Genomic DNA, 19,980 nt, shown 5'->3' with positions numbered 1-19,980 from the left:
TCCATGACTGAATCCGCATCCAACGGCGTCGCCCTCGTCACCGGCGCCAGCCGCGGCATCGGCCGTGCCATCGCGCTGAACCTGGCCCAGGCCGGCTGGCGCGTCATCGGCACTGCCACGACCGAGTCCGGCGCCGCCGCCATCACCGAGGCGCTCGCTGCGCACGGCGGCCGCGGCATCGCGCTGAACGTGACCGACGCCGCCGCCAGCCAGGCCGCCGTGGACGACATCGTCGCCAAGGAAGGCCGCCTGGACGTGCTGGTCAACAACGCCGGCATCACGCGCGACACGCTGTCCATGCGCATGAAGGACGAGGATTGGGACGCGGTGCTGGACACCAACCTCAAGGCCGTGTTCCGCCTCGCCCGTGCCGTCACCAAGCCGATGATGAAGCAGCGCGCCGGCCGCATCATCAACATCACCTCCGTCGTGGGTGCGTCCGGCAATGCCGGCCAGGCCAACTACGCCGCCGCCAAGGCCGGCGTGGCGGGTCTGACGCGCTCGCTGGCCCGCGAACTGGGCAGCCGCGGCATCACCGTCAACTGTGTCGCGCCGGGCTTCATCGCCACCGACATGACCGAGGGGCTGCCCGAGGCCCAGAAGGCCGCGCTGCTGAGCCAGATCCCGCTGGGGCGCCTCGGTGCACCCGAGGAAATCGCCGCCGCCGTGGCCTTCCTGGCTTCGCCGGGCGGCGCCTACATCACCGGCACCGAACTGCATGTCAACGGCGGCATGTACATGGCCTGAGCCTGTGTGCGCCTGAGGCGCCACAGCCTGCCGACAGAGCAACAAGGCTGATCGAAAGTTTGGCCCGGGCGCACCGGTTTAGGGGCGCCCATCTAGAGCCCGTAGAATGCTGGGCTGTTTTCTGCAAACCTCTCCTGGAGGAGTTCATGAGCGATATCGAAGCACGAGTCAAGAAGATCATTGCCGAGCAACTTGGCGTGGCGGAAGCCGACGTCACCAACGAGAAGGCTTTCGTTGCTGACCTGGGCGCCGATTCTCTGGACACCGTGGAACTGGTGATGGCCCTCGAAGACGAGTTCGGCATCGAGATTCCCGACGAAGAAGCCGAGAAGATCACCACCGTCCAGCTGGCGATCGACTACGCCGTCAAGCACCAGAAGGCCTGAGCGCCTTTTTTCTCTCGCAACTCTGATCCGCACCGCATGACCCGTCGCCGTGTTGTTGTCACCGGCCTTGGCCTCATCAGTCCCGTCGGCAATACCGTTGCCGAAGGCTGGGCCAACATCCTTGCTGGTCGTTCCGGCATTGCCACCGTCACCCGCTTTGATGCCAGCAACCTGGCTTGCCACTTCGCGGGTGAGGTCAAGGGCTTCAACATCGAGGACTACATCCCCGCCAAGGAAGCCCGCCACATGGACGGCTTCATCCATTACGGGCTGGCGGCGGCGTTCCAGGCGGTGCGTGATTCCGGCATCCCCACCGGGGATCAGCTGACCGAAGAGCAGGCCGAGCGCATCGGCGTGCTCGTGGGGTCGGGCATCGGCGGCCTGCCGCTGATCGAAGACACCCACACCGAACTGATGAACCGCGGCCCGCGCCGCATTTCTCCGTTCTTCATTCCGGCCTCGATCATCAACATGATCTCGGGCCATGTCTCCATCAATTTCGGCTTCCAGGGCCCCAACCTGGCGATCGTGACGGCCTGCACCACGGGCCTGCATGCGATCGGTGAAGCCGGCCGCCTCATCGAGTACGGCGACGCCGACGTGATGATCGCGGGCGGCGCCGAGGGGGCGGTCTCGCCGCTGGGCATCGGTGGCTTCGCGGCTGCCCGTGCGCTGTCCACCCGCAACGACGACCCCGCGACCGCGTCCCGCCCTTGGGACAAGGATCGCGACGGCTTCGTGCTGGGCGAGGGCGCCGGGGTGCTGGTGCTCGAAGAGTACGAACATGCCAAGAAGCGCGGCGCCAAGATCTACTGCGAACTGGCGGGTTTCGGCATGGGTGCGGACGCGTACCACATGACCGCGCCCAACGTCGACGGCCCGAAGCGCTCCATGCGCGCGGCGCTGCGCAACGCGGGCATGAACCCTGACCAGGTCAACTACATGAACGCGCACGGCACGTCCACGCCGCTGGGCGACGTGAACGAGACCAACGCGATCAAGCTGGCCTTCGGCGATCACGCCAAGCAGATGGTGATCAGCTCGACCAAGTCCATGACCGGCCACCTGCTGGGCGGTGCGGGCGGCATCGAGTCCGTTTTTACGGCGCTGGCCATCCGTGACCAGGTCGCCCCGCCGACCATCAACATCTTCAACCAGGATCCCGAGTGCGACCTGGACTACTGCGCCAACGAGGCGCGGCCGATGAAGATCGATGTCGCGGCAAAGAACAACTTCGGCTTCGGCGGCACCAACGGCACGCTGATCTTCAAGCGCGTCTGAGCGCCTGTCGGCGATGCGCCGCACGCCGCCTGTCGTCGTGCACCTGTTGCCGCAGCCGGTCGTCCAGGGCGTGGTGGCCGGTCTTGTGATGCTTGCGGCGGCGGGGCTTGCTGCTTGGGCCTGCTCGCACGACCTGCGCGCCTGGCCCTTGTGGCTGGCCGTGCTGCCGGCCGCCGCGTGGGGCTGGCGGGCTTCGGTCGTTGAACGTCGGCGCTTGCGCTGGGATGGCGAGACCTGGTGGCTGTCCGATGTGGAGCGAGGCGACGAACTCCCAGTCCGCGTGGCTGTGCTGATCGATCTGGACGCCTGGCTGCTGCTGCAGGCCAGTCCCGGGCCGCACTGGCTGCCGCTATCGCGCCGCCAGCAGCCGCAGTGGGGCGCCCTGCGCGCCACGTTGTTTTCGGCGGCGAACGGCGCCGTGCGTCAGCGATGAGTGCCGATGCCGATGCGCTGCTGGTGCGCGAAGCCCAGGCGGGCAGCCGGGCAGCCTTCGACATGCTGGTGCTGAGATACCAGCGGCGCGTCGAGCGCCTGCTCGCGCGCAGTGTGCGCGATCCGGCCGATGTGGCCGACCTGTGCCAGGACACCTTCCTCGCCGCTTATCGCGCCTTGCCGGCCTTCCGTGGCGAGAGCGCCTTCTACACCTGGCTCTACCGCATTGCGATCAACGCGGCGCAGCGCCACCGCGCGCGGCGGCGGCCTGAGCAGCCGCTGGGCGAGGAGGAGGGAACTTTCGTCACCGACCTCGCTCCAACCGACGATGCGACCCCGGAAGCCGTCCTTGCAAGTCGCCAGTTGGCGCAAGGGCTGGATGAAGCGGTCGATGGCCTGGTGGATGAACAACGCCGGGCGCTGCTGCTTCGCGAGGTGGATGGTTTGAGCTACGACGAAATTGCCGATCTGATGAATTGCCCGCCCGGCACCGTGCGGTCCCGCATCTTCCGCGCCCGCGAGGCGTTGGCCTCACGGCTGCGGCCGCTGCTCACCGGTGGAGGCTGGCGATGAGGCCGGTCGACCCGGCGCTGGACGCCGCGCTCAGCGCCGTGATGGATGGCGCCGCGACGGCAGCGGACTGGGCGCGCGTCAACGCCGCCTGGGCAACGGACCCTGCACTGCGCGAGCGCTGGGCCTTGTGGCATGCGGCGGGTGACGGTCTGCGTTCGGCCGAGCTGCCGGCGCTGCACCGTGCGCCTGAATCCTTGCTGGCCGGGTTGCATGCACGCCTGCCCGTTGGTGGCGAACGTGCCCAGGCGCGTCGATCGGCGTCGGCCTGGTTGCCGCCGCTGGCGGTCGCCGCGAGCTTTGTGGCGTTGGCCATGGGGCTGGCGCCGCTGCATGCGCCGCCCGCAGCGGACGCCAGGGTGGCCCAGGCTGTGCCGACGGCCTGGCTGGGCCAGGGGCTTGCCGGGGCCAGCTTTGCACAGACGGCCGCAGGCCGTACGCTGCCAGCTGTGGTGCCTGATCGCGAAGGCGCCTGGCTGATGGACCCTGCGCCCGACACGGCCGCTTGGGAAACCCCGCCACCTGCTGTGCCTGCCGCCAGCCGATAGTCTCGATACCTCTTGTTGCCTGCTGAACCTGGAACCGTCTATGCCTGCTGAGAACCGCCTCCCTTCCGCGCGTGCAAGCCTGCTGCTGTCCGGCACTGCGCTGGCGCTGTCCCTCGCGCTGAGCCCTGTGCCGGCCACGGCCCAGGCGCGCGAACTGCCCGACTTTTCTCAGCTGGTGGAGCGCGTCGGGCCGGCCGTCGTCAACATCCGCACGGCCGAGAAGGTGAAGGCGCCCGAGGGCCAGGCCGAGATGAACGAGCAGATGCAGGAGTTGCTGCGCCGTTTCGGCCTGCCCGTGCCCAACCAGCGCCGGGGCGCGCCACGCGGCGCTGTGCCGGACGATGATGAGGGCCCGATGCGCCGTGGTGTCGGCTCCGGCTTCATCCTGAGTGCCGACGGCTATGTGTTGACCAACGCCCACGTCGTGCAAGGGGCCGATGAAGTCATCGTCACGATGACCGACAAGCGCGAGTTCAAGGCCAAGATCATCGGCGCCGATCAGCGCTCCGACGTGGCCGTCGTGAAGGTCGAGGCCACGGGCCTGCCAGTCGTCAAGGTGGGCGACAGCAACAAGGCCAAGGTCGGCGAGTGGGTCATGGCCATCGGCTCGCCCTTCGGGCTGGAGAACACCGTCACGGCCGGCATCATCAGCGCCAAGCAGCGGGACACGGGCGAGCTGCTGCCGCTGATCCAGACCGATGTGGCCATCAACCCGGGCAACTCGGGCGGCCCGCTGGTCAACATGCGCGGCGAGGTGATCGGCATCAACTCGCAGATCTACAGCCAGAGCGGTGGCTACATGGGCATCGCGTTCGCGATTCCGATCGCCGACGCCATCCGTGTCGCCAATGACCTGCGAGCCGGTGGCCGCGTGGTGCGCGGCTACCTGGGCGTGTTGCCCGACGACATCACCAAGGAGATTGCCGAGGCCATTGGCCTGGGCAAGGCGCAGGGCGCGGTGATCCGCTCCGTCATCGCGGGCAGCCCGGCCGAGAAGGCCGGCGTCGAGGGCGGCGACGTCGTTGTCAAGGTCGACGGCAAGATCGTGGAGAAGGCGGCCGACCTGCGCCGCCTGGTGGCGGCCGTGAAGCCGGGCGCCAAGACCACGCTGACCGTGTTCCGCCGTGGCGAGACCCGTGACCTCATCGTCACCATCGGCGAGGACGAGCGCAGCAAGCGGCCGGGCGCGGACAGCGAGTCGGCCGGCGAGGGTGCGGCCGCTGCCGCGCCCAGCGCCGCGCTGGGACTCAAGGTGTCGGACCTGACCGAGGCTCAGCGCAAGGAGCTCAAGCTGAAGTCTGGTGTGAAGGTGGACGCCGTCACCGGTGCCGCCGCGCGTGCCGGCCTGCGCGAGGGGGACCTCATCCTCTCGGTCGACAATGTCGAGGTCGCCTCGGTCAAGGCCTTCCAGGCGCAGGTTGCGAAGGCTGACAAGGCCAAAGCGCTGAGCCTGGTGGTGCGCCGCGAGGATGTGACCAGCTTCGTGCTGCTCAAGCCCTCCCGTTGAGTCTGACGGGGCGCGCTGGCACTGCAAAGCGGTGCTGTCGGCGCGGGCTTTTCGCCATGCGACAAGCCGGTGGCGGACGGGCGCCGGGGTTGTCCACCGTTTGTGGAAGTTGGCGCCGGCTAACTTTTTGCCGCGGCTGCGGATTGTTCGCACAGCCCGCTAAAATCGAGGGCTGACGCACCCCCGATAGGGCTGTCCGGCGATGCAATCGTGGACTGCTGGCAACGGCTGAATTCGATCCACAGGCCATCCACAAGAACTTGTGGATAAGTTGTGGATGAAAATCCATGTTGGCAGCCTGCAACGGCCGGAAAACCAATGCTGGTGCGGTTTCCCGGCCGACCCTTTTGGCTACAATGGAAGCCCAACAAGCAGTTGCCATACCTTTTGTTGGAAGGCGCGTCACCTCTTCGACGTGCCTTTTTTTTATCTTCGGCACGGCCCTGACGGGCCCTCACGACGCGGCTGCGCCGTGAGCTCTGGACGCAGCGGATTTGGCCGCCGCGCCGTCAGTGCCGAGCGCAGTTCCGACGCATGAACCACATCCGCAACTTCTCCATCATTGCCCACATCGACCACGGCAAGAGCACGCTGGCCGATCGCATCATCCAGCGCTGCGGCGGCCTGTCGGATCGCGAGATGGAAGCGCAGGTGCTGGACTCCATGGACCTGGAGCGCGAGCGCGGCATCACCATCAAGGCGCAGACCGCCGCGCTGCAGTACAAAGCCCAGGACGGCCAGGTCTACAACCTCAACCTCATCGACACGCCGGGGCACGTGGACTTCTCGTACGAAGTCAGCCGCTCGCTGTCCGCTTGCGAAGGCGCGCTGCTGGTGGTGGACGCCTCGCAGGGTGTGGAAGCGCAGACGGTGGCCAACTGCTACACGGCGCTGGACCTGGGTGTCGAGGTCGTGCCGGTGCTCAACAAGATGGACCTCCCATCTGCCGACCCGGACAACGCCAAGGCCGAGATCGAGGACGTCATCGGCATCGACGCCGACGACGCGATCCCCTGCTCGGCCAAGACCGGCATGGGCATCGACGAGATCCTGGAAGCCGTCATCGCCAAGATGCCGCCGCCCAAGGGCAATCCGGACGCCCCGCCGCGGGCGATGATCATCGACGCCTGGTTCGACAACTACGTCGGCGTGGTGATGCTGGTGCGCGTGGTGGACGGTGAACTGCGCAAGAGCGAGCGCATCCGCATGATGGCGACCAACTCGGTCTACCCCATCGAGCACCTGGGTGTGTTCACGCCCAAGAGCGAGAACCGCGAGGCCCTCAAGGCCGGCGAGGTGGGTTTCATCATCTGCGGCATCAAGGAACTGGCCGCTGCCAAGGTGGGCGACACCGTCACTTTGGAAAAGAAGCTGCCCAACAACGCAGGTCCTGCGACCGAGGCACTGCCGGGCTTCAAGGAGATCCAGCCGCAGGTGTTCGCCGGCCTGTACCCGACCGAGGCCAGCGAGTACGACCAGCTGCGCGATGCGCTCGAGAAGCTGTGCCTGAACGACGCATCCATCCGCTACGAGCCGGAAGTCAGCCAGGCGTTGGGCTTCGGCTTCCGCGTCGGCTTCCTGGGCCTGCTGCACATGGAGATCGTGCAGGAGCGCCTGGAGCGTGAGTTCGACCAGGACCTCGTGACGACGGCGCCCAGCGTCATCTACGAGGTGGAGCTGAATGACGGCGAGGTCATCCAGGTCGAGAACCCGTCCAAGATGCCCGACGTGGGCCGCATCCGCGAGATCCGCGAGCCCATCGTGACCGTGCACCTGTACATGCCGCAGGACTACGTCGGCGTCGTGATGACGTTGGCCAACCAGAAGCGCGGCGTGCAGCTCAACATGGCCTACCACGGCAAGCAGGTCATGCTGACCTACGAGATCCCGCTGGCCGAGATCGTGCTGGACTTCTTCGACAAGCTGAAGTCGGCCTCGCGCGGCTACGCGTCCATGGACTACGAGTTCAAGGAGTACCGCGCGGCGGACGTCGTCAAGGTCGACATCATGATCAACGGCGACAAGGTCGACCCGCTGGCCATGATCGTGCACCGCAGCCAGAGCCAGTACCGCGGCCGCGGTGTGGCCGCCAAGATGCGCGAGCAGATCCCGCGTCAGATGTACGACGTGGCCATCCAGGCGGCCATCGGCGCCAACATCATCGCCCGCGAGAACATCAAGGCGCTGCGCAAGAACGTGCTGGCAAAATGCTACGGCGGCGACATCACCCGCAAGCGCAAGCTGCTGGAAAAGCAAAAGGCCGGCAAGAAGCGCATGAAGCAGATCGGCTCGGTCGAGGTGCCCCAAGAGGCCTTCCTCGCCATCCTGCAGGTCGATGACTGACCCCTCCACCGCACGAATCCCTGCCTTGAACACGTCCCTGATGAGCGCACTGACCGGTGTTTTGTACGCGGCCCTGGTGGCCTACCTCGGCGGCTGGTACGTCGGCCGCTGGAGTGGCAACTTCGCGCTGCTGCTGTTCGTGCTGACCTTCGTCACCATGCTGTACTGGCTGGCCGAGCGTTTCCACTTCGCCCCGGCCCGTCGCGCGGCGGCGCAGCGCCTGGCCGACGACGACGCCAAGCGCCGCGAGGCGCTGGCCGCGCAGGGCATCAACCGCGTGGATGGCGACATCGAGCCGGCCCGCCAGCAACTGCTGCAGCAGCCCTGGTGGCTGGACTGGACCGCCGGGCTGTTCCCGGTGATCCTGGTCGTGTTCCTGCTGCGCTCATTCCTGTTCGAGCCGTTCAAGATCCCGTCCGGCTCCATGGTGCCCACGCTGCTGGTGGGTGACCTCATCCTCGTCAACAAGTTCCACTACGGTGTGCGCTTGCCGGTGATCAACAAAAAGATCATTGCCAACAATGACGTCAAGCGTGGCGATGTGATGGTGTTCCGTTACCCCGAGGACACCAGCACCGACTTCATCAAGCGCGTGGCAGCCATCCCCGGCGACGAGGTCAGCTACATCAACCAAAAGCTCTACATCAACGGCCATCCGGCGCCGCTTCAGGCCCAGGGCAACTTCTACGACGACGACGCGCGTGTCTACCGCCAGCGTTTCCTCGAGAAGCTGGGCGAGCGCGAGCATCAGATCCTCGTCGAGCCCGGCGCGCCGCGCATGTTCCGCCCCGACCGCATTGATGGCCCGTTCCCCTTCCAGGACAACTGCCGCTACACCGTCGAGGGCGTGACCTGCAAGGTGCCTGCTGGCCACTACTTCATGCTGGGCGACAACCGCGACAACTCGCGGGACTCGCGCTTCTGGGGCTTCGTGCCCGACGAGAACATCGTGGGCAGGGCCTTCTTGGTGTGGATGAATTTCGGTAACCTCAAGCGCGTCGGTACTTTCTTCGATTGATGCCCAGATGACTTGCTGCCGTCGTTCGTCCTCGCGCTCTTGCGCTGCGTCGCTCCGTGATCGCCAGCGCGGTCTGACCCTGATCGGCCTGCTGTTCTGGGGTGCCGTCATCGCCATGCTGGCCGTGGTGGCCATGAAGGTCTTCCCGACGGTGCTGGAGTACTACACCGTCAAGAGCGTGGTGAACCGCATCGCGTCGGGCAACCCGCCCACGGTGCCCGCTGCGCGCGCCGAGTTCGATCGCGCCACCATCACCGAATACTCCATCCAGAGCATCAAGAGCGGGGACCTCGTCATCAGCAAGGATGGCAACGACAAGGTCGTCATCGAGTTCGGCTGGGACAAGGAGATCGACCTCTTCGGCCCGGTCTACCTCGTCATCAAGTACCGAGGTTCATCGCGTTGACGCTGCTGCTGCCGGCGCCCGGACCATGAACGCCGCGCTTGATGCCCTTGAACGCCGCCTGGGCCACCGCTTCCAGCGCCCGGAACTGCTCGCGCGGGCCCTGACGCACCGCAGCTACGGCGCGGATCACAACGAACGCCTGGAGTTCCTCGGCGACGCGGTGCTCAGCCTGGCCGTGTCCAGCCTGCTGTACGAGCGCTACGCCGGTTCCGACGAGGGCGACCTGACGCGCGTGCGCGCCCACCTGGTGCGCGAGGACAGCCTGCACAAGCTGGGCCTGGCGCTGGGCCTGCCGGCGGTGCTGAAGATGTCTGACGGCGAGGCGCGCGGCGGCGGCGCGCAGCGGCCGTCCATCCTGGCCGATGCCGTGGAGGCTGTGCTGGGCGCGGCCTACATGGATGCTGGCTACGACGCCGCACTGGCCATCGTGCGCCGGTTGCTGGGCGACACCATCGCCACCGCCGCCAGTGCCGGCGACTTCGGCAAGGACGCCAAGACCGCCTTGCAGGAATGGCTGCAGGCGCGCCGCATCGCCGTGCCGAGCTACCGCATCGTGGCCACCCGCGGCCAGGCCCATGCGCAGACCTTCGAGGTCGAGTGCGCGGTGCCGGCGCTGGACGTGGCTGAACTGGGCGAGGGCCGTTCGCGCCGCGCCGCCGAGCAAGAGGCCGCACGGCGCTTGCTCGACAGACTTACCGCCGAACGAGGCAAAACATGACCGAGACCAGCAAGCCTGAATCCGACCTCCCGCAGCGCTGTGGCCTCATCGCCATCGTCGGCCGCCCCAACGTGGGCAAGTCCACGCTGCTGAACGCGCTTGTGGGCCAGAAGGTCAGCATCACGTCCGACAAGGCGCAGACGACGCGCCACCGCATCACCGGCGTGCGCACGGTGGACGAGGCGCAGTTCGTCTTCGTCGACACGCCGGGCTTCCAGACCAAGCACAACGCCGCGCTGAACCGCACGCTGAACCGCACCGTGCATGGCGTGCTGGCCGACGTGGACCTGGTGCTGTTCGTCGTCGAGGCCGGCCGCTTCGGCCTGGACGATGCCAAGGTGCTGGGCCTGCTGCCCGAGGACAAGCCGGTCGTGCTGATTGCCAACAAGCTGGATGCCGTGCACCGCCGCGCCGAACTGGCGCCGTGGCTCAAGGGCATGCAGGAGCGCCGCAACTTCGCCGAGTTCGTGCCGCTGTCGGCCAAGAAGGAGGCCGACGTCACGCGCCTGTTCAAGATCCTCAAGCCCTACCTGCCCGAGCAGGGCTGGTTCTACGACGGCGAAGCGCTGACCGACCGCAGCGAGAAGTTCCTGGCCAGCGAAATCATCCGCGAGAAGCTGTTCCGCCTGACCGGCGACGAGTTGCCCTACACCTCCACCGTCGTCATCGACAAATGGGAAGACGAGGGCGAACTGCGCCGCATCAGCGCCAGCATCGTCGTCGAGCGCGACGCGCACAAGGGCATGATCATCGGCCAGGGCGGCGAGCGCCTGAAGCGCATCGGCTCGGAGTCGCGCCAGGAGCTGGAGCACCTGATGGACGGCCGCGTGTTCCTGGAGCTGTGGGTCAAGGTGCGCTCGGGCTGGGCAGATACCGAAGAGCATCTGCGCTCGTACGGCTACGAGTAAGGGATGCGGCTGACGCGCCCTCCGGCGGTCCAGCCGGCCTACGTGCTGCACCAGCACGACTGGAGCGAGACCAGCCTGATCCTGGACCTGTTCACGCGCGAATCCGGCCGCGTGGCCGTGGCGGCCAAGGGCGCCAAGCGCCCGTACTCGCAGCTGCGCGCGGTGCTGCTGCCGCTGCAGCGCATCTCGGTGAGCCTGTCCAAGCCAGCGAAGGCCGAGGGCGGCGAGGTGCAGACGCTGCGCACCGCCGAGTGGGGCGGCGGGGCGACGTTGCCGGCCGGCGCCGCGCTGTTCTCGGGCTACTACCTGAACGAGCTGCTGCTGAAGCTGCTCGCGCGGCACGACCCGCATGCGCCGCTGTTCGATGCCTATGCCGACACGCTGGCGCACCTGGCCGCGGGCGACGAGGTGCTGCGCGCCTTCGAGCTCAAGCTGCTGGCCGAGCTGGGCCTGCTGCCCGACCTGAGCGTCGTCACGCCCACGCAGGCTGCGGTTGACCCCGTGCGCCGCTACCTGCTGTCGCCGGAGTCCGGCGTCATCCCGCCCAGCGGCGAGGCCGGCTTGCCGGGCGCGCTGCTGATCCAGCTGCAGGCCGCGCTGCTGCACGGCAGCATGGCCGCGCTGCGCCAGGCCTGCACGGCCGAACCGCAAGGCTTGAAGACGACGCTGCGCGGGCTGCTCCTCTACCATCTCGGCCACCAGCCGCTGCGCACGCGCGCGCTGATGGTCGACGTGCAACAACTGCTCGACACCTGACATGAATCCTCTTGCCCACGCTGGCGCTCGCTGCGCGCTGTCGGTCAACGTCAACAAGGTCGCGCTGCTGCGCAACACCCGGCACCTCGGCATCCCGTCGGTGCTGCGGGCCGCCGAGCACTGCCTGCTGGCCGGCGCGCAGGGCATCACCGTGCATCCGCGGCCCGACGCGCGCCACATCCGCGCGGGTGACGTGGACGACCTGGCGGCCTTCCTCAAGGACTGGCCCCAGGCCGAGTTCAACATCGAGGGCAACCCGACGCAGAACCTGATGGACTTCGTGCGCCAGCACCGCCCGCACCAGGTCACGTTCGTGCCGGACTCGGAAGACCAGTTCACCTCTGACCATGGCTGGACACTGCCGCAGGATGCCGCCCGCCTGAAGCCGCTGATCCAGGAGGCCCAGGACCTCGGCGTGCGCGTCAGCCTGTTCATGGACCCCGACCCCGCCGCCATGGCCGCCGTGGCCGAGCTGGGCGCTGACCGCATCGAGCTCTACACCGAGACCTTCGCCAGCGCCTTTGGCACCGAGCGCCAGGCCGCCGTGCTGGACGGCTTCACGGCCACCGCGCAGGCCGCGCTGAGCGTGGGCTTGGGGCTGAACGCCGGCCACGACCTGAACCGCGACAACTTGAGCCTGTTCCTGCGCCACGTGCCGGGTGTGCAGGAGGTGTCCATCGGCCACGCACTGATCGCCGACGCGCTGGAGCTGGGCTACGCCGAGACGGTGCGGGCCTACCAGCGCGTCATCGCGACCGCCTACACATGACGCTGCGCCGCGCCAGCGCGCAGGACGCGCCGCAGCTCGCGGCGCTGGCGCAGTGGGTGTGGCTGGACAGTTATGCCAGTGGCGGCGTCGAGCCGCGCTTCCTGCCCTGCCTGGCCGAGTCCTTCACGCCAGCGGCCTTCGAGCGTGCCATCGCAGACCGGCAGCAGGCGCTGTGGCTGGTGGAGGAGGGCGCGGCGTTGCAGGGCTTTGCCCAGCTGCAGCAGGGCGCACCGGCGCCGACGGCCTGCGACGCGCGGGTGGAGCTGGTGCGGCTCTATGTCGCGCCGCCCTGCACCGGCCGTGGCCTTGGCGCGCAGTTGCTGCAGGCGGCCCGCAACACCTGGCCCGGTGAAGGCCTGTGGCTCAGCGTCTGGGTCGGCAACGAAGGCGCACTGCGCTTCTACGCCCGCGAGGGCGGCCGGCTCGTCGGCCAGACCCAGTTCATGCTTGATGGCCAGGCCATCGCCAACCACGTCATCGCCTTCCCATGATCTACGGCATCGGCACCGACATCTGCGACATCCGCCGCATCCGCGACACGCTGGCCCGGCGTGGCGAGCGCTTTGCCGAGAAGGTGCTGGGCCCGCACGAGATGGCCGTGTTCCGCGAGCGCCACGCCAAGGTGGCCGCGCGCGGCGAGGCCTACCTGGCCACGCGCTTTGCGGCCAAGGAGGCCTTCTCCAAGGCCATCGGGATGGGCATGCGCATGCCCATGACCTGGCGGGCCATGGAGGTCGTCAAGGCGCGCAGCGGCAAGCCCGAGGTGGCCCTGCACGGCGAGCTGGCCGAGTGGTTCAAGGCGCAGCGGCTGAGCGCCCATGTGACGGTCAGCGACGAGCAGGACTACGCCGTCGCCTTCGTCGTCGTCGAGCGACAGGCCTGACCCGGCAGTGCTCAGCGCCGCGGCTGGAAGGCCAGCCGCTCCGCCAACTCGCGGCGCGCCGGGGGCTGGCCGGCGAAGCGGTCCAGCAGCGCGATGACGGGCTCGCAGGCCGGGCCCGTGCTGGTGGGTTCGGGTGTGTCGGCCCACAGCTGCGACAGCACGCCCAGCGCCGCGCGGCCCACTGAGCGGTCCAGCACCTCGATCTCCAGCGCACTGGCCGGCTTGGGCAGCCAGCGCGGGGGCGGCGCTTCGGCGGCGTCCATCAGCCACTCGGTCTCGCGGATCTGCAGCGCCGTCGGCAGCTGGCGGCGCACCGCGAGATGGCCCTGCAGCAGGCTGCGGCAGGCGGGCGTGCCCTTCAGGGCGCGCAGCTGGTCGGCCGCCAGCTGCACATAGCGACGGCGTGCCTGGGGCGCGGCGTTGGCGATCAGCGCGGGCATCCTCTCGGCCAGCGGGGGCAGGGCGGCCGCCTGCACGTCGTCCTCCGGCGCGCCGGTCTGGTGGGCGGCCCACATGAGCCGGGCCACGGTGTCGATGAAGCCCGGCGTGTGGCGGTCCAGCGCCTCCCACACGGGGTGCAGGCGCAGCGCATCGTCGATGTCGGGCAGGCTGGCCTTGCCCGCCGGGGGCAGCGGAATGGCCAGCGTCTGCGGCAGCGGCGCGATCAGGGCGTGCGCGATGAGCTCCTCGCGCGGCGCGAACCACATGCTGCGCGACGGCGTGTCCAGCGTCCGGTCGATCATGGTCTCCGGCAGGCCCAGGCTGCGGTAGGTGGCGGCGAGCTTCTGGTTGGCCAACTCTTCGAAGACCGGGTTGTAGGTGCCTGTGGACGCGCGGTGGAAGCCCAGGCGCGCGCCCGGCGTCAGCTGGCGCGACTTGCCGGCCAGGAACACCACCGTGCAGGCGCTGGCGCAGGTGCCGACGGCGCGCACGTCATGCCCGCGCGCCTTCAGCGCCGCGGCCATCTGCTCCGCCTCATGCAGGCGGCCGCCGGGCGAGATCAGCTCCACGCGCTTGAGCCCGCGGGCGCTGTCGCTCTCCAGCACCGTGCGCAGGCGCCGCGCGTCGCCCATGCCGATGGCGCCGTCCAGGCGCAGGCTGCGGCCGTCGGGTGACAGGCTCAGCGTGGCGTGGCCGATGGGGTCGATGCCGCGCGCCATCTGCCAGTAGCTGCCCAGGCTGGGCAGCACGCCCAGCAGCACCGACGCGGCCAGCTGCAGCGTGCCCAGGATCAGCGTGATGCGCGCCAGCCAGCCCCACAGCGCTGAGCCCTGGTCGCGCAGGTAGTTCGTGGCCGAGCGCCAGGCGCCGACGATGCACCACACATCCAGCGCCAGCAGCAGCGGCAACACCGCCAGCAGCGCGATGGCGCTGACCTGCAGCGACTCGCCCTTGACGCTGATCCACGTCATCAGCCCGGTCAGCAGCAGGGCCAGCGGCGCGGCCACGAGCAGGTGATTGACCCAGTAGCTGCGCACCAGGCTCATCTCGCCGGCCCAGTGGCGGGCGATGTAGCTGCCGCCGGTGGCTGCCGTTGGCACGCGGGCGGGGCGCGGGCGCTGGCCCGGAGCCGGGCGAGGGCGGGCCGAGGCCTGCTGCCAGGACGCCACCGGCTCGGGCGCGCGGGCGGCCTGCTGGTCGGCGGCGGCCGAGGTGGGGTCGATGTAGGGGCGGTGCGGGCGAGGGTCGCTCATGGCACGGTCGGGCTGGCCAAGAAAAATGCCGCCGGGCTGGCAGCCGGGCGGCATGGTAGGGGGCGCAGGCGGCGCCCGACGCGTTCATCCCGTGGGGAATTCACCCCGCAGGCATCAATCGCGGTAGTTGTTCAGCATCGGGTAGCGCCGCGCCACCAGCGCGAACAGCAGCGCCGCCAGCAAGGCGAAGCCAGCGAAGAAGAACATCAGGCAGGCCGTCTCGCTGTAGCCGGTGGACTGGATGGCCGACAGCGCCTGCGGGCTCTTGATGCTGACGTTGGACAGCAGCACCCACAGGTTGCCCACCGTCACCGACAGGCTCCAGAACGCCATGATGGTGCCCTTCATGGACTGCGGCGCCTGGCTGTACGCGAACTCCAGGCCGGTGGCCGACACCAGCACCTCGCCCAGCGTCAGCAGCGCATAGGGCAGCACCTGCCAGACGATGCTGACCGCGTCGCCCGCATCCAGCCACAGTTGCAGCATGCCGGCGGCAATCCACGCCAAGCCCGCCAGCGCGATGCCCGCGCCCATGCGGCGCAGCGGCGTCACGCGCAGGCCGGCGCGCTCCAGCAGCGGGTAGAGCACCAGGTTGTTGAACGGGATGAGGATCATCACCAGCAGCGGGTTCAGCGCCTGCATCATGGAGGACTGGAACCACGCGGGCTTGGTCATCTGGTCGGCCTGCAGCACCCAGGTGGAGGCCTTCTGGTCGAACAGCGACCAGAACGGCGTGACGAGTGCAAACAGCACCAGCACGCGCAGCACCGAGCGCACGCCGTCCACCGCCTCGTCGGGGTGGTGGCCGCGGGCGCGGTCCAGCTGCAGCCAGGCGCCGGCGCCGCCGAAGCCCATCACCAGCACCAGCGCCAGGCACACCGAGGCCACGATGCCCAGCGAGCCCATGCGACTCAGGCTCGCGGCCGCGCCCAGCAGGCCCAGCGCCGCCACGGCCATGCCCAGCCCGCCGGCCTTCAGTGCCGTCCACACCACCCACAGAAAGCTGTGCGGGTTGGCGCCGCGCGCCGGCTGGTGCACGTACTTCTTGCGGCCGCTCCACAGGATCAGCGTGGCCAGCCCCATCAGGATGCCCGGCAGGCCGAAGGCCACGCTGGCGCCGAATTCCTTGAGCATCACCGGCATCAGCAGCGTCGCGAAGAAGCTGCCGAAGTTGATGATCCAGTAGAAGGCGTCGTACACCTTCTGCGCGAGCGACCGGTTGCTCTTGTCGAACTGGTCGCCGACGAAGCTGGTGACCAGCGGCTTGATGCCGCCCGAGCCCAGCGAGATCAGGAACAAGCCGAAGTAGAAGCCGCGGATGTTGTTCTCGAAGATCGCCAGGCAGGCGTGGCCCGCGCAGTAGACGATGCTGAGCCAGAAGATGGTCGGGTACTTGCCGAAGAAGCGGTCGGCCAGCCAGCCGCCCAGCAGCGGGAAGAAGTACACGCCGATGACGAAGCTGTGGAACACCTCCTTGGCTTCAGCGCGGCGGTGTTCCTCGGGGATGGCCAGCAGCAGGCTGGTCATCATGAACACCGTCAGGATGTTGCGCATGCCGTAGAAGCTGAAGCGCTCGCAGCCTTCGTTGCCGATGATGTAGGGGATCTGCGGCGGCATCTTGGCCGCGGGTGCGGCGCCGGCGCTGACGTGGTGTGTCGTCATGGTGGCCTGGGGTGAGGGCTAAGAGAAACGCCGCGCGGCTTGTGGCCGGCGGCGTTCGGGGTGGGTCAGGAACCCGGGGTCAGGCGAGGGTCAGGCCTCGAAGGGCAGCTTCACCTGGCTGAGGTCCTTGCGCGTCTCGACGAGCACCAGCGGGCCCTCATCGACGATCACGACCGGTGCCGGCTCGCGGCCCAGCGGCGCGGGGGCCGGCTCGGCCGCGATGGCGGCCTGGGCGGCAGCGATCTTGTCGGCATCGGAGTTGACCCACTGCAGACCGGCGCGCTCGGCGATGGCCTGCAGCTCGCCCATGGGCAGCTGGAAGGCCTCGACGACCGGTGCGGGTGCCGGTGCCGGCGTCGGCTCGGGGGCCGGCGGCGGCGGAGCGACCACGGCGACCGGTGCCGGCGCAACGTCAGCGCTGGCCATAGCGGTCTCGATCAGCGAGCCCTGCACCGGGGCAGCAGCCTGCTCGGCGGCCGGGGCCTCCTGGCCGTCGACGGCAGCTTCCTCGCGGCGGTTGCGGTTGCGATTGCGGCCACCGCGGCGGCGGCTTTCGCGGGCCTGGCCTTCGCCGGTGTCGTCGCCCTCGGCGGCCGGTGCCGCATCGACGGTGTCGGCGCTGGACTCGACCGGGCTGGCGGCTTCGGCCGGCACCTCGGCGCCGGCGTCCACGCTGCCTTCGACGTTCGTGGCCTGCTCGTCACCGCGGTCGCGGCCACCACGGCGGCGGCGGCGGCCGCGGCCCTGGCGCTCCTCGCCAGCCGGCGTGTCGCCGGTGGGCGGCAGGCCAGCTTCGGCCTGGCTGTCGACGAAGGCGGGCGGCGCGTCATGCAGGGCGGCCTGCTCGTCGGTCAGCGGCGCGGCCACGGGCAGCGCGGCCTCGACCGGTGCCTTGTCCTGGCGCTCGCCGCGCGGGCGGCGTTCGCCACGCTCACCGCGTTCACCGCGCTCGCCACGTTCCTGGCGCTCGCCGCGCTCGGCACGCTGCTGCTGTTCGGGCTTGTCGCCGCCTTCGGTGCGCGGCTTGCGATCACCACGCTCCGGACGGTCGCCGCGCTCAGCGCGCTCGCCACGGGCTTCCTGCGGCTTGCCGTCGCGGCGGCCACCCTGGCCGCGCTCACCACGCTCGCCACGGTCACCACGGCGGCCGTCGCGGCGGCCATCGCGGCCACCTTCACGTTTGGGCTTGTCGCCCGTGGTGGCAGCGGCCGGTGCCGGCGCTTCGACCACCGGTGCAGGCGCCGGGGCGGCGGTGTCGCCACCGCTGAAGAAACTGAACAGGCGGCTGAAGAAGCCCTTGGGCGCCGGGGCGGCCACAACGGGCGCCGGTGCCGGTGCCGGCGGCGGCGGTGCCACGACCGGGGCCGGTGCGGCCACGGGCGCCGGCTGCTCGGGCAGGATGCCCTTGATCACCGGCTCCTGCTTGTTCTTCTTCTCGACGTCGCCACGACGCGTGATGCCCACCTCGTCGGTCGGCTCCTCGATCATCGTGTAGCTGGCCTGCAGGTTCTCCAGGCGCGGGTCGTCGTGGCGCAGGCGCTCCAGCTTGTAGTTCGGCGTCTCGAGGTGCTTGTTGGGCACCAGCAGCACGGTCACGCGCTGCTTCAGTTCGATCTTGGTGATCTCGGTGCGCTTCTCGTTCAGCAGGAAGGACGTGACCTCCACCGGCACCTGCACGTGCACGGCGGCGGTGTTGTCCTTCATCGCCTCTTCCTGGACCATGCGCAGGATCTGCAGTGCCGAGGACTCGGTGTCGCGGATGTGGCCGGTGCCGTTGCAGCGCGGGCAGGTGATGTGGTTGCCTTCGGACAGCGCCGGGCGCAGGCGCTGGCGGCTCATTTCCAGCAGGCCGAACTTGCTGATGGAGGCGAACTGCACGCGGGCGCGGTCGTTGCGCAGCGCATCGCGCAGGCGCTGTTCCACGTCACGGCGGTTCTTGCTCTCCTCCATGTCGATGAAGTCGACGACGATCAGGCCGCCCAGGTCGCGCAGACGCATCTGGCGGGCGATCTCATCGGCCGCTTCGAGGTTGGTGCGGGTCGCGGTTTCCTCGATGTCGCCGCCACGGGTGGCGCGCGCCGAGTTCACGTCGACGGACACCAGCGCTTCGGTGTGGTCGATGACGATGGCGCCGCCCGAGGGCAGGTTCACCGTGCGGCTGTGGGCCGTCTCGATCTGGTGCTCGATCTGGAAGCGGCTGAACAGCGGCGCGTCATCGCGGTAGCGCTTCACGCGATGGCCCTGGTCGGGCATCACGTGGTTCATGAACTGGTGGGCCTGCTCGAACAGGTCGTCCGTGTCGATCAGGATCTCGCCGATGTCGGCGGTGAAGTAGTCGCGGATCGCGCGGATCACCAGGCTGGACTCCTGGTAGATCAGGTAGGCACCCTTGCCGCCCTTGGCCGCCTCGTCGATGGCAGACCACAGCTTGAGCATGTAGTTCAGGTCCCACTGCAGTTCTGCAGCGGAACGGCCGATGCCAGCGGTGCGGGCGATCAGGCTCATGCCCTTGGGGTACTCGAGCTGGTCGAGGTTCTCCTTCAGCTCTTCGCGGTCCTCGCCCTCGATGCGGCGGCTCACGCCACCGCCGCGCGGGTTGTTGGGCATCAGCACCAGGTAGCGGCCGGCCAGCGAGATGAAGGTCGTCAGCGCCGCGCCCTTGTTGCCGCGCTCTTCCTTCTCGACCTGGACCAGCAGTTCCTGGCCCTCCTTGATCGCGTCCTTGATGGTCGCGTTCTTGACGTCGGTGCCCTCGCGGAAGAACTGGCGCGAGATTTCCTTGAACGGCAGGAAGCCGTGGCGGTCCTCGCCGTAGTCCACGAAGCAGGCTTCGAGCGAGGGCTCGACCCGCGTCACGACCGCCTTGTAGATGTTGCCCTTGCGCTGTTCGCGGCCTTCGATTTCGGTTTCGAAGTCCAGCAGCTTTTGCCCGTCAACGATCGCGAGGCGCCGTTCTTCCGGCTGCGTCGCGTTGATCAGCATGCGTTTCATGTCATCACTCCTTCGCGCGCCCCGTGTGGGAGCGCGCCACGTCATGCCACCCGGAGGTGGCGTTCAAGACGCACGAGCGACAGCGTGGAACCGTGGAAGGAGTGCCCTGGACCGCTCGGGTTTCTGACGGAGGTCAGACGCCGAGCGGCGTTGGCGCATGCGACCGTGCCACCACCTCTCGGGTGTGCCCTGTCTCGACCCGGCCGCATGCAGGCGCGCCGGAGCGCACGACCACCGCAGCTTCTGGCTGGGGTCGCGCGGCGGGGCGCAGCGGGAGGGGGAGGGAAGGGCTCATCCGCGAAGGAGGGCTGGACGCTGGCGCGAGCTGTTGCGGTGCGAACCGCGCGCTCTCACGCCGTGA

Annotated in this window: 19 protein-coding genes; 16 read left to right on the top strand and 3 right to left on the bottom strand. The window is 68.8% G+C overall.

Going from position 1 to position 19,980, the window contains the following annotated elements:
- Positions 1-3 precede the first annotated feature (3 nt).
- From fabG to acpS, 16 genes are all read left to right on the top strand, one after another.
- Complete coding sequence (fabG, locus tag NYO99_RS17565; RefSeq protein WP_268168546.1) at positions 4-747, top strand: 3-oxoacyl-ACP reductase FabG; 744 nt, start codon at positions 4-6, stop codon at positions 745-747.
- 146 nt (positions 748-893) lie between these two features.
- Entirely contained in the window at positions 894-1,133 is a 240-nt protein-coding gene (gene acpP, locus NYO99_RS17560) for an acyl carrier protein (RefSeq protein WP_056204266.1), read from the top strand.
- Between the two features lie 36 nt (positions 1,134-1,169).
- The gene (gene fabF / locus NYO99_RS17555; RefSeq protein WP_268168545.1) at positions 1,170-2,414 is read left to right on the top strand and encodes a beta-ketoacyl-ACP synthase II; all 1,245 of its coding nucleotides are present in this window, start codon (positions 1,170-1,172) and stop codon (positions 2,412-2,414) included.
- 13 nt (positions 2,415-2,427) lie between these two features.
- Positions 2,428-2,847 (top strand): hypothetical protein, encoded by a 420-nt coding sequence (locus NYO99_RS17550; protein WP_268168544.1) that lies wholly within the window; start codon positions 2,428-2,430, stop codon positions 2,845-2,847.
- On the top strand, positions 2,844-3,419 hold the full coding sequence (locus NYO99_RS17545; protein WP_268168543.1) for a sigma-70 family RNA polymerase sigma factor: 576 nt from the start codon (positions 2,844-2,846) through the stop codon (positions 3,417-3,419). Before NYO99_RS17550 ends, NYO99_RS17545 begins: the two co-directional genes overlap by 4 nt.
- Complete coding sequence (locus NYO99_RS17540) at positions 3,416-3,964, top strand: sigma-E factor negative regulatory protein (protein ID WP_268168542.1); 549 nt, start codon at positions 3,416-3,418, stop codon at positions 3,962-3,964. Before NYO99_RS17545 ends, NYO99_RS17540 begins: the two co-directional genes overlap by 4 nt.
- Before the next feature lie 40 nt (positions 3,965-4,004).
- On the top strand, positions 4,005-5,471 hold the full coding sequence (locus tag NYO99_RS17535; RefSeq protein ID WP_268168541.1) for a Do family serine endopeptidase: 1,467 nt from the start codon (positions 4,005-4,007) through the stop codon (positions 5,469-5,471).
- Positions 5,472-6,005: 534 nt separating this feature from the next.
- Positions 6,006-7,814 carry a translation elongation factor 4 gene (gene lepA, locus NYO99_RS17530; RefSeq protein WP_268168540.1) on the top strand — a complete coding sequence of 603 codons (1,809 nt, stop codon included), beginning with the start codon at positions 6,006-6,008 and terminating at the stop codon, positions 7,812-7,814.
- A 40-nt stretch (positions 7,815-7,854) separates the two neighbouring features.
- Entirely contained in the window at positions 7,855-8,832 is a 978-nt protein-coding gene (gene lepB, locus NYO99_RS17525; RefSeq protein WP_268168634.1) for a signal peptidase I, read from the top strand.
- A 7-nt stretch (positions 8,833-8,839) separates the two neighbouring features.
- Entirely contained in the window at positions 8,840-9,238 is a 399-nt protein-coding gene (locus NYO99_RS17520) for a DUF4845 domain-containing protein (RefSeq protein ID WP_268168539.1), read from the top strand.
- Positions 9,239-9,263: 25 nt separating this feature from the next.
- Entirely contained in the window at positions 9,264-9,956 is a 693-nt protein-coding gene (rnc, locus tag NYO99_RS17515; RefSeq protein ID WP_268168538.1) for a ribonuclease III, read from the top strand.
- Entirely contained in the window at positions 9,953-10,864 is a 912-nt protein-coding gene (era, locus tag NYO99_RS17510) for a GTPase Era (protein WP_268168537.1), read from the top strand. Before rnc ends, era begins: the two co-directional genes overlap by 4 nt.
- Positions 10,865-10,867: 3 nt before the next feature.
- Complete coding sequence (recO, locus tag NYO99_RS17505; protein WP_268168536.1) at positions 10,868-11,620, top strand: DNA repair protein RecO; 753 nt, start codon at positions 10,868-10,870, stop codon at positions 11,618-11,620.
- Position 11,621: 1 nt separating this feature from the next.
- Complete coding sequence (locus NYO99_RS17500; protein ID WP_268168535.1) at positions 11,622-12,389, top strand: pyridoxine 5'-phosphate synthase; 768 nt, start codon at positions 11,622-11,624, stop codon at positions 12,387-12,389.
- Complete coding sequence (locus NYO99_RS17495) at positions 12,386-12,880, top strand: GNAT family N-acetyltransferase (protein WP_268168534.1); 495 nt, start codon at positions 12,386-12,388, stop codon at positions 12,878-12,880. Before NYO99_RS17500 ends, NYO99_RS17495 begins: the two co-directional genes overlap by 4 nt.
- Positions 12,877-13,272: a holo-ACP synthase gene (gene acpS / locus NYO99_RS17490; protein WP_268168533.1), complete on the top strand. Its 396-nt coding sequence runs from the start codon at positions 12,877-12,879 to the stop codon at positions 13,270-13,272. The genes NYO99_RS17495 and acpS overlap by 4 nt, the downstream gene beginning before the upstream one ends.
- Before the next feature lie 11 nt (positions 13,273-13,283).
- On the opposite strand, the gene NYO99_RS17485 is transcribed toward acpS, so the two are convergent.
- The 3 genes from NYO99_RS17485 to NYO99_RS17475 form a co-directional block, all read right to left on the bottom strand.
- The gene (locus NYO99_RS17485; protein WP_268168532.1) at positions 13,284-14,966 is read right to left on the bottom strand and encodes a hypothetical protein; all 1,683 of its coding nucleotides are present in this window, start codon (positions 14,964-14,966) and stop codon (positions 13,284-13,286) included.
- Positions 14,967-15,080: 114 nt separating this feature from the next.
- Positions 15,081-16,628 (bottom strand): POT-type proton-dependent oligopeptide transporter, encoded by a 1,548-nt coding sequence (locus tag NYO99_RS17480; protein ID WP_268168531.1) that lies wholly within the window; start codon positions 16,626-16,628, stop codon positions 15,081-15,083.
- Positions 16,629-16,718: 90 nt separating this feature from the next.
- Positions 16,719-19,619 (bottom strand): Rne/Rng family ribonuclease, encoded by a 2,901-nt coding sequence (locus NYO99_RS17475; protein WP_268168530.1) that lies wholly within the window; start codon positions 19,617-19,619, stop codon positions 16,719-16,721.
- Positions 19,620-19,980: the final 361 nt, after the last annotated feature.

Source organism: Roseateles hydrophilus, from assembly GCF_026712245.1.
Lineage (GTDB): Bacteria > Pseudomonadota > Gammaproteobacteria > Burkholderiales > Burkholderiaceae_C > Pelomonas > Pelomonas hydrophilus.
Note: the sequence above shows the minus strand (reverse complement) of the source record. Positions and strands in the feature narration are given on the sequence as shown.

Excerpts from the sequence above, each read along its gene's own strand:
- NYO99_RS17480 (WP_268168531.1), bottom strand. The coding sequence starts at position 16,628 with ATGACGACACACCACGTCAGCGCCGGCGCCGCACCCGCGGCCAAGATG.
- lepA (WP_268168540.1), top strand. The coding sequence starts at position 6,006 with ATGAACCACATCCGCAACTTCTCCATCATTGCCCACATCGACCACGGC.
- NYO99_RS17475 (WP_268168530.1), bottom strand. The coding sequence starts at position 19,619 with ATGAAACGCATGCTGATCAACGCGACGCAGCCGGAAGAACGGCGCCTC.
- NYO99_RS17495 (WP_268168534.1), top strand. The coding sequence starts at position 12,386 with ATGACGCTGCGCCGCGCCAGCGCGCAGGACGCGCCGCAGCTCGCGGCG.
- fabG (WP_268168546.1), top strand. The coding sequence starts at position 4 with ATGACTGAATCCGCATCCAACGGCGTCGCCCTCGTCACCGGCGCCAGC.
- acpP (WP_056204266.1), top strand. The coding sequence starts at position 894 with ATGAGCGATATCGAAGCACGAGTCAAGAAGATCATTGCCGAGCAACTT.
- acpS (WP_268168533.1), top strand. The coding sequence starts at position 12,877 with ATGATCTACGGCATCGGCACCGACATCTGCGACATCCGCCGCATCCGC.
- era (WP_268168537.1), top strand. The coding sequence starts at position 9,953 with ATGACCGAGACCAGCAAGCCTGAATCCGACCTCCCGCAGCGCTGTGGC.
- NYO99_RS17500 (WP_268168535.1), top strand. The coding sequence starts at position 11,622 with ATGAATCCTCTTGCCCACGCTGGCGCTCGCTGCGCGCTGTCGGTCAAC.
- NYO99_RS17485 (WP_268168532.1), bottom strand. The coding sequence starts at position 14,966 with ATGAGCGACCCTCGCCCGCACCGCCCCTACATCGACCCCACCTCGGCC.
- NYO99_RS17535 (WP_268168541.1), top strand. The coding sequence starts at position 4,005 with ATGCCTGCTGAGAACCGCCTCCCTTCCGCGCGTGCAAGCCTGCTGCTG.
- NYO99_RS17545 (WP_268168543.1), top strand. The coding sequence starts at position 2,844 with ATGAGTGCCGATGCCGATGCGCTGCTGGTGCGCGAAGCCCAGGCGGGC.
- rnc (WP_268168538.1), top strand. The coding sequence starts at position 9,264 with ATGAACGCCGCGCTTGATGCCCTTGAACGCCGCCTGGGCCACCGCTTC.
- fabF (WP_268168545.1), top strand. The coding sequence starts at position 1,170 with ATGACCCGTCGCCGTGTTGTTGTCACCGGCCTTGGCCTCATCAGTCCC.
- NYO99_RS17520 (WP_268168539.1), top strand. The coding sequence starts at position 8,840 with ATGACTTGCTGCCGTCGTTCGTCCTCGCGCTCTTGCGCTGCGTCGCTC.
- lepB (WP_268168634.1), top strand. The coding sequence starts at position 7,855 with ATGAGCGCACTGACCGGTGTTTTGTACGCGGCCCTGGTGGCCTACCTC.
- recO (WP_268168536.1), top strand. The coding sequence starts at position 10,868 with ATGCGGCTGACGCGCCCTCCGGCGGTCCAGCCGGCCTACGTGCTGCAC.
- NYO99_RS17550 (WP_268168544.1), top strand. The coding sequence starts at position 2,428 with ATGCGCCGCACGCCGCCTGTCGTCGTGCACCTGTTGCCGCAGCCGGTC.
- NYO99_RS17540 (WP_268168542.1), top strand. The coding sequence starts at position 3,416 with ATGAGGCCGGTCGACCCGGCGCTGGACGCCGCGCTCAGCGCCGTGATG.